Consider the following 9,573-nt stretch of genomic DNA (forward strand, 5'->3'; position numbering starts at 1 on the left):
CACGCTGGCAGTCTACACGGACGCGACCGAGCTGCGCTGCACACGGCGCCAGGCCTGCGCCGGCACCCGGACGGCGCAGGCAGATCCGGGCAGCGCTACTCGACCGTCACGCTCTTGGCGAGGTTACGGGGGCGATCGATGTCCCGCCCGAGTCGCAGTGCCGTCTCGTAGGCAAGCAACTGCAGCCCCACCCCCAGCACCACCGCGGCGAGCGACGGGTGCGCGCGGGGCAGGCGCACCACCGCCTCGCAGGCCGCATCGATTCGCGGGTCGTCACTGTCCGTCACCGCGTACAGGCGTCCTGCCCGTGCGCGGATCTCCGCCAGAGAGGCGATGGATTTGTCCAGTAAGGCATCGTCAGGCAGGACCACAACCGTGGGTACGCTCGCCTCGACCAATGCCAGCGGCCCGTGCTTGAGCTCCGAGGTCGGGTAGGCTTCCGCGTGCACGTAGGCGATTTCCTTGAGCTTCAACGCACCTTCGCGGGCGAGCGGCGCCGCGTCACTCCGACCGATGAAAAACACACTCTGGGCGGCGCTCAACGCGCGGGCCACCGACGCGATCGCCGGCCGGGCCGTCAGCGCCTCGGCAACCAGATCCGGCAACGCCTCGAAACCCCGCACGAGCGCGGACCCCGCGCTCGGTGACAAATCATGCACCCGTCCGAGGTGGAGCGCCAGGAGCGCCAAGGACACAACCATGGCACTCCAAGCCTTGGTCGAGGCCACCGAGACTTCCGGCCCCGCGTGCAGGTAAATACCGCCGTCGACTGCGCGGGCAAGCGAGCTCCCCACAACGTTGTTGACGCCGACAACTGTGCCACCCTTGCGTTGAATCTCCTGACAGGCTGCGAGGGTGTCATAGGTCTCACCGCTCTGGCTGATCACCACGTAGAGAATGTCACGCTCGATGACCGGATTGCGGTAACGGAACTCGGCAGCCGCCTCGGCACTGGCGGGCAGGCGTGCCAACGACTCGATCAGGTGCGCTCCACACTCGGCGGCGAGGAACGCGCTGCCGCAGCCGAGCAACTTCACCCCGCGAAAGCCGATCAGGTCGCGCGCCGGGATATTCAGGCCGCCGAGGCGCGCAGTGCCGAATCGCGCGTCGAGGCGGCCACTGAGGGTGCGAGTGAGCGAGGCGGGTTGCTCGGCGATTTCCTTGAGCATGAAATGGGCATGGCCATCGAGACCCGCGTCTGCTGCCTCGACGTCCAACACACTGGCCTCGACCGCCCGCTCACCGTGGTCAAGCGAGCGGATGCCGATGTCGTCCGGCGTCAACCATGCGACATCGCCGTCGTCCAGGTGCACGACCGCGTTGGCGCGACCCACCATCGCCGCCGGATCCGAGGCCACCAGGCGACAACCGTCACCGAGTCCGAGTGCGACCGGACTGCCGAGCCGCGCCGCCACGAGGCGATCGGGCGCGCTGGCCTGCATCGCAACCAGACCGTATGTGCCCTGTACCCGTGGCAGCAGGGCCAGCATCGCGTCGAACAGCGGCTGACCGGCCGCAACCGCGTGGGCCAGCAGCTGCGCGAGCACCTCGGTGTCGGTGTCGGTTTCGCAGCCGACACCCACCGAATCGAGCTCCGCACGCAAGGCATCGGCGTTTTCCACGATGCCGTTGTGCACCAAGGCAATCTCACCGTCGCTGCTCAGGTGCGGATGCGCGTTGACCTCGTTCGGTGCACCGTGCGTCGCCCACCGCGTGTGGCCGACACCACAACGGCCCGACAGGCCCTCCGGCTTGCGCGCCGCCAGGTGTTCCAACGCCCCGGCGGCACGGAGTCGCTCGATGCGTTTTCCGGTGTGGACCGCAATGCCGGCAGAGTCGTAGCCGCGGTACGCCAGGCGGCGCAAGCCCGTCATCAAGGTGTCAGCGGCGTGCTCGCCACCCGTGATTGCAATGATTCCACACATGAGATGCTTACCCGTAGATCAGTCGGCGCACCTGACGTGTCGACAGCCCCGGCGCCGGAAAGCGGCGGTGGTCGAGTTCGTCGAGGATACGCGCAAAAATGGTGTTGTTGGACAAACCCACTGCCTGCAACTCCCGGTGTCGCCGTTGAACGAAGTGCGCCATCGGCTCGTCGAAGTAGACAAGCACCTCGGCGACCACGCGTTCGGCTTCGTCACGCGTCAGTCGGCTGGTTTCGCAGAGGTGACGGATCAGCTCGTCCGGCTGGGCGGTGGGTCTCATGGTCGGATGATCGACAGCAGTCTACGGCTTCGCGAGCACTTTGCCCGAAATCGGGCAAGTTTGACATGCACTTCACCTGATCGCGGGCCCGAACGGGCCAAACCGCCAGCTGAACCGGACTCGAAACCGCCACGACAGGGCTGTTACCATGCCGCTCCGTCTACCCCCCTGAACAGCGCGAGCACCGCGCCACTTTCCCCTCGGAGACCTCATGTCAGACGCTCGTCACTGCCGCTTGCTCATCCTCGGGTCCGGACCCGCCGGCTACACTGCAGCGGTCTACGCGGCGCGCGCCAACCTCAACCCGGTCCTGATCACCGGCGTTGAGCAAGGGGGGCAGCTGATGACAACCACGGAGGTCGAGAACTGGCCTGCCGACCCACCCGACGTCCAGGGCCCGGAGCTGATGCAGCGCTTTCTGGCGCACGCGGAGCGGTTCAACACCGAGATCGTCAACGACCACATCCACACGGTCGAGCTCGGCAATCGGCCCTTCACGCTGACGGGTGACCGGGGCACCTACACCTGCGACGCTCTGATCATCGCGACCGGAGCGTCTGCGAAGTACCTCGGCCTGCCCAGCGAGGACGCGTTCAAGGGCCGCGGTGTCTCGGCGTGTGCCACGTGTGACGGCTTTTTCTACCGCAACAAGCCAGTCGCGGTGATCGGCGGTGGCAACACCGCCGTTGAGGAAGCGCTCTACCTGGCCAACATTGCGAGCAAGGTCACTGTGGTGCACCGGCGAGACAGCCTGCGCAGCGAAAAGATCCTGCAGGACCGCCTGTTTGCCAAGGAGGCCGAAGGCAAGGTCGACATCCGCTGGAACCACGTGCTCGACGAAGTGCTGGGTGACACCACCGGTGTCACCGGCATGCGCTTGCGCAGCACAGTCGACGCGCAGACAGACGACGTCGACCTCATGGGGGTGTTCATCGCCATTGGCCACACGCCCAATACCGCTTTGTTCACCGATCAGCTCGACATCGAGGGCGGGTACATTCGCGTAAAAAGCGGCCTCGACGGCAACGCGACCGCGACCAGCGTCGACGGTGTCTTTGCGTGCGGCGACGTCATGGACCACGTCTACCGCCAGGCCATCACCTCGGCCGGCACCGGCTGTATGGCCGCGCTCGATGCCGAACGTTACCTGGACGCGCTCGCAGACTGACATGAACCAACCCGCGACCGCCTCGGTCTCGGTGTCGACGTCCCTCGCCGACTTTGACGCCAGTGCCTGGGACGCGCTGAACCCGACCGGTTTTCCGTTTGTTTCCCATGCGTTTCTGCACGCCCTGGAGACCACGGGCTGCCTCGGCGAGGCCCACGGCTGGTACCCACACTACCTCAGCGTGCGGGACGAAAACGGCACGTTGCTCGCAGCGGCGGCGAGCTACGTCAAAACGAACTCCTATGGCGAATTCGTCTTCGACCACGCCTGGGCGGATGCCTGGGAGCGCGCCGGGGGAGCGTACTACCCCAAACTGGTGGTCTCCTGTCCGTATACCCCTGCCACCGGACCCCGGTTGCTGGTACACCCGGAGGCCACCGACCCTGCGGGGTTGCGGCAGCTGCTCGCCACGGCACTGGTGCAACTGAGCGAAAAGCTGAAACTCTCCGGCACGCACGTGTTGTTTACGTCCGATGCCGACGCAGCGGCCTTTTCAAATGCCGGTTTCGTGAGGCGCACCGACGTGCAATACCACTGGCGCAACCGGGGGTTCGCAAGCTTTGGCGACTACCTCGGCGCGCTGAACGCGCGAAAGCGCAAGAACGTACGCCGTGAGCGCCAGCAGGTCGAGGCCCAGGGGATCCGCCTGTCATGGCGCGATGGCGGCACACTGACACTGGCCGAATGGCAGCAGGTGCACGCGCTCTACGCCGGTATCTACGAACGAAAATGGGGCGTGCCAAGCCTGTCACCGGCGTTTTTTCAGTGCCTGGGGGAGCGCATGCCGCACAACAGCCATGTGGTTTTTGCCTACACCGAGGCACAGCCCGAAACGCCGGTGGCCTGCGCCATTCTTTTCAGCGGTGGCGGCGCGTTGTACGGCCGGTATTGGGGCTGCCATGCCCCGTTTCGATCGCTGCATTTCGAGGCCTGCTACTACCAGGGCATCGAGCACTGCATCCGCAAAGGGCTGACCTTGTTCGAGCCAGGCGCACAGGGCGAGCACAAGATTGCGCGCGGGTTTCTGCCCACCTACACGCATTCGTGGCACCGCCTGAACCACGACGGGTTCCAGTCGGCTGTGAGCGACTTTCTCGCACGCGAGACACCCGCGGTCGAACGCCACCACGCCATGCTGACACAGTCCTCGCCCTACCGACAGAGCGACAACGCCTGATGTCGATACCGTTTTTGGAACCCGGCGCCCCGCTCGCCTTTCCCGATCCGGCAACTGCGCTGGCACAGCCCGACGGCCTACTCTGCGCCGGTGGTGACCTGAGTCCGGAGCGACTGAAACTCGCGTATCGTTCCGGCATTTTCCCGTGGTTCAGCGACGATGACCCGATCCTCTGGTGGTCTCCCGCGTTGCGCTGCGTCTTGCTTCCAGACGCGTTTCACATCAGCCGCAGTTTACGCAAACGGCTGCGTCGCGCAGAGTTCGCTGTCACGTTTGATCAGGCGTTCGAGGATGTGATCGAACACTGTGCCGCACGTCGACCCGGTTCGAATGGCACGTGGATAACGGATTCGATGCGCGACGCCTACTGTGTGCTGCACCACCACGGCGCGGCTCACAGCGTCGAATGCTGGTCAAACGACCGTTTGGTCGGGGGCTTGTATGGGGTCGAGGTTGGCCGTTTGTTTTGCGGCGAATCGATGTTCTCTCGCGCGTCGGACGCCTCGAAGGTGGCACTACACGCCTTGCTCGAGTGTGGTCGCTACGATCTGGTCGACTGCCAGATGCCAACCGAACACCTCATGCGCCTGGGCGCTCAGCAAATGGGTCGCGCGGATTTCCTGGCTGTGCTGAAACACCTGACTCAAGCTTGAGCACACCGCTGTGGTGGCGATCAACCCAGGGGCTCCACGCGAATGCGATGAACCGGCTCGAAAATCGATTCGAGCGCATCGATCTCGGCGATTGCCGCGTCCATGGCCCCTTCGCGAACAGTGTGTGTCAGAAGCACTATGGTGGCCGCCTCGTCCCGATCGGCGGCCGGGCGCTGGCGAATGGCCTCGATGCTGACACGCTGGTCGGCCAGGATGCGCGCCACGTCGGCCATCACCCCGGGTTTGTCTGCAGCGCACAGCTTCAGGTAATGGGCCGACTCGAAATGCGCCCGCGCCAGCACCGGCACCGAAGACAGGGCATCGGCCTGAAAGGCGAGGTGCGGCACACGGCTGCTCGGGTCGGCGCTGAGCGTTCTGACCACATCGACAATGTCCGCCACCACGGCCGACGCCGTTGCATGTGATCCGGCGCCGGCGCCGTAGTACAAGGTCGGCCCGACCGCGTCGCTGTGGACAAGCACGGCGTTCATCACACCGTCGACGTTGGCAACCAGGCGGCGCTCCGGCACCAGCGTGGGGTGCACGCGCAGCTCGATACCGTCGTCACGCTTGCGGGCAACCCCAAGGTGCTTGATCCGGTATCCCAGCTCCTCGGCGTAGCGGATGTCATCCGGGGAAATTCTGCTGATCCCCTCGGTGTACACCGCATCGAATTGCAGCGGTATGCCGAAGGCAATCGACGCGAGGATCGTGAGCTTGTGCGCCGCATCGATGCCCTCGACGTCGAAGGTGGGGTCGGCTTCGGCATAACCGAGCGCCTGCGCCTCTGCCAGAACCTCGTCGAACCCCGCGCCACGATCACGCATCTCGGTGAGAATGAAGTTGCCGGTGCCGTTGATGATACCCGCCAGCCACTCGATGTCGTTGGCAGCGAGGCCTTCGCGGATGGACTTGATGATCGGGATGCCGCCGGCAACAGCCGGCTCGAAGGTGATGATCAGGCCACGGCGCTGCGCCTCGGCGAACAACTCGTTGCCGTGGATCGCAATGAGTGCCTTGTTCGCCGTCACGACGTGCTTGCCGTTGGCCAGCGCCCGCAAGACGAGCTCGCGTGCGAGGTCGGTGCCACCGATCATCTCGCACACCACGTCGATCTCGGGGTCGCCGACCACGTCATCCGGGTCGGTCGACAAGGCGATGTCAAACCCGTGCTGACGGGCCTTTTCGAGGTCACGCACCACCGCGGATTTCACGCGGATGTCGCGGCCGGCACGCCGGGCGATTTCACGGCCATTGCTCTGCAGCACAGCCGCCGTTCCGGCGCCGACTGTGCCAAGACCGAGTAACCCCACCTGCACTGCTTTCACGGATGTCTCCACCTGTTGCCCCGCCACGCACCCGAGGGCACGCACCGGCCGCGCCCTGGTCACCCGAGCGCCGTGTCAAAGCCGAGCATTATACGTTGAGTGATCCAATAAAAACGGCGCCATCTCTCGAGGGCGCCGTTCTGTCGAGCCGCGTGCGCGCTGCGACTCAGAAACGGAACACGCTGTCCGCGTTGTAGCCGCTGCTCTCGATGATCCGCCGCAGTTTCTTGAGCGCGTCCATCTGAATCTGGCGGACGCGCTCGCGCGTCACGCCCAGCTCGGCACCGACCTCTTCCAGCGTGGAGCGCTCGTAGCCGTGCAGACCGAATCGACGCACGACCACCTCGCGCTGCTTCGTCTCGAGCTTGGCGAGCCAACCGTTCAGGTTCTTCTGCACGATGGATTCCTGCAGGCGTGTCGACGGGTCGACGTTGTTCTCGTCCGGAATGACGTCCAACAACATGCGGTCGCCGTCCTTGCTGGTCGGCACGTCCACGGATGTCACACGGTCGCGCAACCCCAGCACGCGCTTGACGTCCTCCACAGGCCGCTCGCAGACTTCTGCGATCTCTTCCATGGTCGGCTCGTGATCGAGCGTCTGCTGCAATCGGCGCTGCGTGCGCAGGTAGACGTTCATCTCCTTGATCACGTGGATCGGCAACCGGATGGTGCGCGTCTGATTCATCAGCGCACGCTCGATGGTCTGGCGGATCCACCAGGTCGCGTACGTGGAGAAGCGGAAGCCCTTTTCGGCGTCGAATTTCTCAACCGCGTGGATCAGCCCGAGGTTGCCCTCTTCGATCAGGTCGAGCAGCGCCAGTCCGCGGTTCATGTAGCGACGCGAGATCTTCACAACCAACCGCAGGTTGCATTCGATCATCTTCTTACGCGCCGACTCGTCGCCCTTCTTCGAGCGGCGGGAGTAGTACTTCTCCTCGTCGGCGGTCAGCAGCGGGGAAAACTCGATCTCCTTGAGATACATGCGCGTGGCATCCATCTCCTTGCGCGGCACGTCCCCGGCGTCGAACCGGGTCGGCTTGGCAGGTTCCGGTGCGGTGCCTCCGCCCACGTCAACGTCGATCTCCGCTGTCGCGTCGAGGTTCTCGGCGTTGTCGTCGCTGTTCGACGTCGCTGCCTGACGCGTCTCTTCGACACTCTCCCACTCAGCAAGCCCCTGCCTTGCCATTGCACGTTCTCCGAATCAGATGCCAGTGTGTTCTACCCGGACATCGCCGGGTTCAGGTCACGCGTTATCGCCGCGTTTCAAGTGCCCTTGGGCAAGTACTTCAGCGGGTTGAGCGGCACGCCCTTCCGCCGAATTTGAAAATGGAACTGACCGTCGGCGCCGCCAGCGTCGGTCTCGGCGATCACATCGCCGACGCGCACGCTCTCGCCTTCTTCAACCAGCAGTTTGCCGACCTTGGCGTACGCCGAGAGGAACTCGCGCTGGTGATCGATGATGATCGTGCGGCCGAGCACGCTGACTTCGTTGCCGGCAAAGGCCACGATGCCGTCTGCAGCCGCGCGGATGGGCTTGGCCGAACCCGCAGCGATGTCGATGCCCTGCTGCGTCGTGTCGGACGAGGAAAAGGACTTCACAATCTTGCCGCGCTGCGGCCAAGCCCACTGCAAGCCGTCGCGCGAGGCCGTGCGCACGTGCACCACGTCATCGGCAGGCGGTGTCGGCGCCACGGCCACCACCGGTTCAGGCTCGACAACGGGCTCGACGTAGACGACTTGCGGTGCCCTGACCGCCGGTGCCGGTGCCGTGGGTGTCGGCGCGGGTTGGACGGTGACGCTGGAGATGCGCGTGTCCCGCGGTTGTACCGGCACGATGAGTTGCGACTGGAGCGGCTCGGCCGAGGCGACCGGGCTGGTCACGGTGTCACTCGGCGCCGGCTGCGGCACGGTCTGTTGGCGCACAACCGGTCTGGCCGGTTGCTGCGGGGCCTGCGCGACCACGCCGCCACGCGGCGCCCTGACCTGAATCGCCTGGCCCGGCCGAATGCCGGTGGCGTCGTTCAAGCCGTTCCAGGCCAGAAGCTCATCGACCGTGGTCTGGTAACGCCAGGCAATGTACGCGAGGTTGTCACCCGGTTGAACCACGTACGCGCGCGTGTCAAAGCTGCGGCCAAGCGGCTCGAGCACCCGTTTGACGGGGGTCACCACGTCCGGAATGGTCAGCGAGCTGCACCCACTGACCACCACGGCCAAGACACCTGCCACAACCGGCTTCACCGCGCTTTCACTGCACCATTTGCCCACAGTTTTCCACTCCGAAGTCTTCGACGATCGAGTCGCGCACGCCAGTTCGAGGCAGGCAGGGCGTTCAACCAGACACCACACCGCCCAACTGGGGATCAACTCTACCTTAAAAGATGCACAATTTGAAGAAGTTATAGGAACTTTTTCAAATCATAGTAAGGTGGCGTCAAGATTTTGAATCAGCCTCGGACGCGGTGGAGCCGATCGCGTGGCGACTCGGCCACGCGCGGCACGCGTTGCACACCGCCGACGTTGCCCGAGAGCAGCGGCACGAACTTCACTCGCGTGAGGTTCTCGTGCTCGTACTCGGCGCCGTGCCGAGTGACGCGAACCAGCGTCTGGCCGCCGTCGGCAGCCTGCACGGGGGCAATCAACACGCCCCCGTCCCGAAGCTGACGAAGCAGCACGCGGGACACCTCGGTCGCCGCGGCAGTCAGCACGATGCCGTCAAACGGTGCACGGTCCTGCCACGCGGTGTCACTGTGACCGTGGCGCGCCAGCACGTTTCGGTAACGCAGCGCGAACAGCCGGTCCTCCGCCCGCTTGAGCAGCGGCTGTATGCGCTCCTGTGTGACCACCTGGTCGACGAGCCGAGAGAGCACAGCAGCCTGGTAGCCCGAGCCTGTGCCCAGCTCCAGCACTGTGCTCATTGGCGAAGACTCGAGCAGCAGTTGCGTCATGACCGCGACAACCCAGGGTTGCGAGAGGGTCTGACGGTGCCCGATCGGCAGTGAGCAATCGTCGTACGCGCGGTGAGACAGGGCCTCATCGACGAAG

Annotated in this window: 8 protein-coding genes and 1 pseudogene; 3 read left to right on the forward strand and 6 right to left on the reverse strand. The window is 64.9% G+C overall.

The genetic code is table 11. The features are described from left to right. Positions 1-95: 95 nt before the first annotated feature. Both glmS and AAGA11_16175 read right to left on the reverse strand, forming a co-directional pair. Complete coding sequence (glmS, locus tag AAGA11_16170) at positions 96-1,925, reverse strand: glutamine--fructose-6-phosphate transaminase (isomerizing) (protein MEM9604404.1); 1,830 nt, start codon at positions 1,923-1,925, stop codon at positions 96-98. 7 nt (positions 1,926-1,932) lie between these two features. Next, positions 1,933-2,205 (reverse strand): hypothetical protein, encoded by a 273-nt coding sequence (locus tag AAGA11_16175; GenBank protein ID MEM9604405.1) that lies wholly within the window; start codon positions 2,203-2,205, stop codon positions 1,933-1,935. Between the two features lie 211 nt (positions 2,206-2,416). On the opposite strand from AAGA11_16175, the gene trxB reads away from it, so the two are divergent. From trxB to aat, 3 genes are read left to right on the forward strand one after another with little or no spacing between them, the layout of a single operon-like run. After that, positions 2,417-3,373, forward strand: coding sequence for a thioredoxin-disulfide reductase (trxB, locus tag AAGA11_16180; GenBank protein ID MEM9604406.1), 957 nt, complete (start codon positions 2,417-2,419; stop codon positions 3,371-3,373). A 1-nt stretch (position 3,374) separates the two neighbouring features. After that, entirely contained in the window at positions 3,375-4,550 is a 1,176-nt protein-coding gene (locus tag AAGA11_16185) for a GNAT family N-acetyltransferase (GenBank protein ID MEM9604407.1), read from the forward strand. Continuing rightward, complete coding sequence (aat, locus tag AAGA11_16190; GenBank protein ID MEM9604408.1) at positions 4,550-5,203, forward strand: leucyl/phenylalanyl-tRNA--protein transferase; 654 nt, start codon at positions 4,550-4,552, stop codon at positions 5,201-5,203. Before AAGA11_16185 ends, aat begins: the two co-directional genes overlap by 1 nt. A gap of 20 nt (positions 5,204-5,223) precedes the next feature. Here the strand turns inward: aat and AAGA11_16195 are convergent, their stop codons facing one another. The 4 genes and pseudogenes from AAGA11_16195 to AAGA11_16210 form a co-directional block, all read right to left on the reverse strand. Further along, a complete protein-coding gene (locus AAGA11_16195; protein ID MEM9604409.1) occupies positions 5,224-6,531 on the reverse strand; it encodes a homoserine dehydrogenase in 1,308 nt (435 codons plus the stop codon). A 166-nt stretch (positions 6,532-6,697) separates the two neighbouring features. Continuing rightward, positions 6,698-7,717, reverse strand: a complete 1,020-nt coding sequence (rpoS, locus tag AAGA11_16200) for an RNA polymerase sigma factor RpoS (GenBank protein ID MEM9604410.1) — start codon at positions 7,715-7,717, stop codon at positions 6,698-6,700. A gap of 77 nt (positions 7,718-7,794) precedes the next feature. Beyond that, the gene (locus tag AAGA11_16205) at positions 7,795-8,757 is read right to left on the reverse strand and encodes a peptidoglycan DD-metalloendopeptidase family protein (protein MEM9604411.1); all 963 of its coding nucleotides are present in this window, start codon (positions 8,755-8,757) and stop codon (positions 7,795-7,797) included. Between the two features lie 299 nt (positions 8,758-9,056). Beyond that, positions 9,057-9,573, reverse strand: a pseudogene (locus AAGA11_16210) (protein-L-isoaspartate(D-aspartate) O-methyltransferase).

The sequence above is a fragment of the Pseudomonadota bacterium genome (assembly GCA_039196715.1).
In the GTDB taxonomy this organism is placed as follows: Bacteria; Pseudomonadota; Gammaproteobacteria; order CALCKW01; family CALCKW01; genus CALCKW01.

Bases quoted from the DNA above. Each gene is read 5' to 3' on its own strand.
- glmS (MEM9604404.1), bottom strand. From the start codon at position 1,925: ATGTGTGGAATCATTGCAATCACGGGTGGCGAGCACGCCGCTGACACC.
- AAGA11_16175 (MEM9604405.1), bottom strand. From the start codon at position 2,205: ATGAGACCCACCGCCCAGCCGGACGAGCTGATCCGTCACCTCTGCGAA.
- trxB (MEM9604406.1), top strand. From the start codon at position 2,417: ATGTCAGACGCTCGTCACTGCCGCTTGCTCATCCTCGGGTCCGGACCC.
- AAGA11_16185 (MEM9604407.1), top strand. From the start codon at position 3,375: ATGAACCAACCCGCGACCGCCTCGGTCTCGGTGTCGACGTCCCTCGCC.
- aat (MEM9604408.1), top strand. From the start codon at position 4,550: ATGTCGATACCGTTTTTGGAACCCGGCGCCCCGCTCGCCTTTCCCGAT.
- rpoS (MEM9604410.1), bottom strand. From the start codon at position 7,717: ATGGCAAGGCAGGGGCTTGCTGAGTGGGAGAGTGTCGAAGAGACGCGT.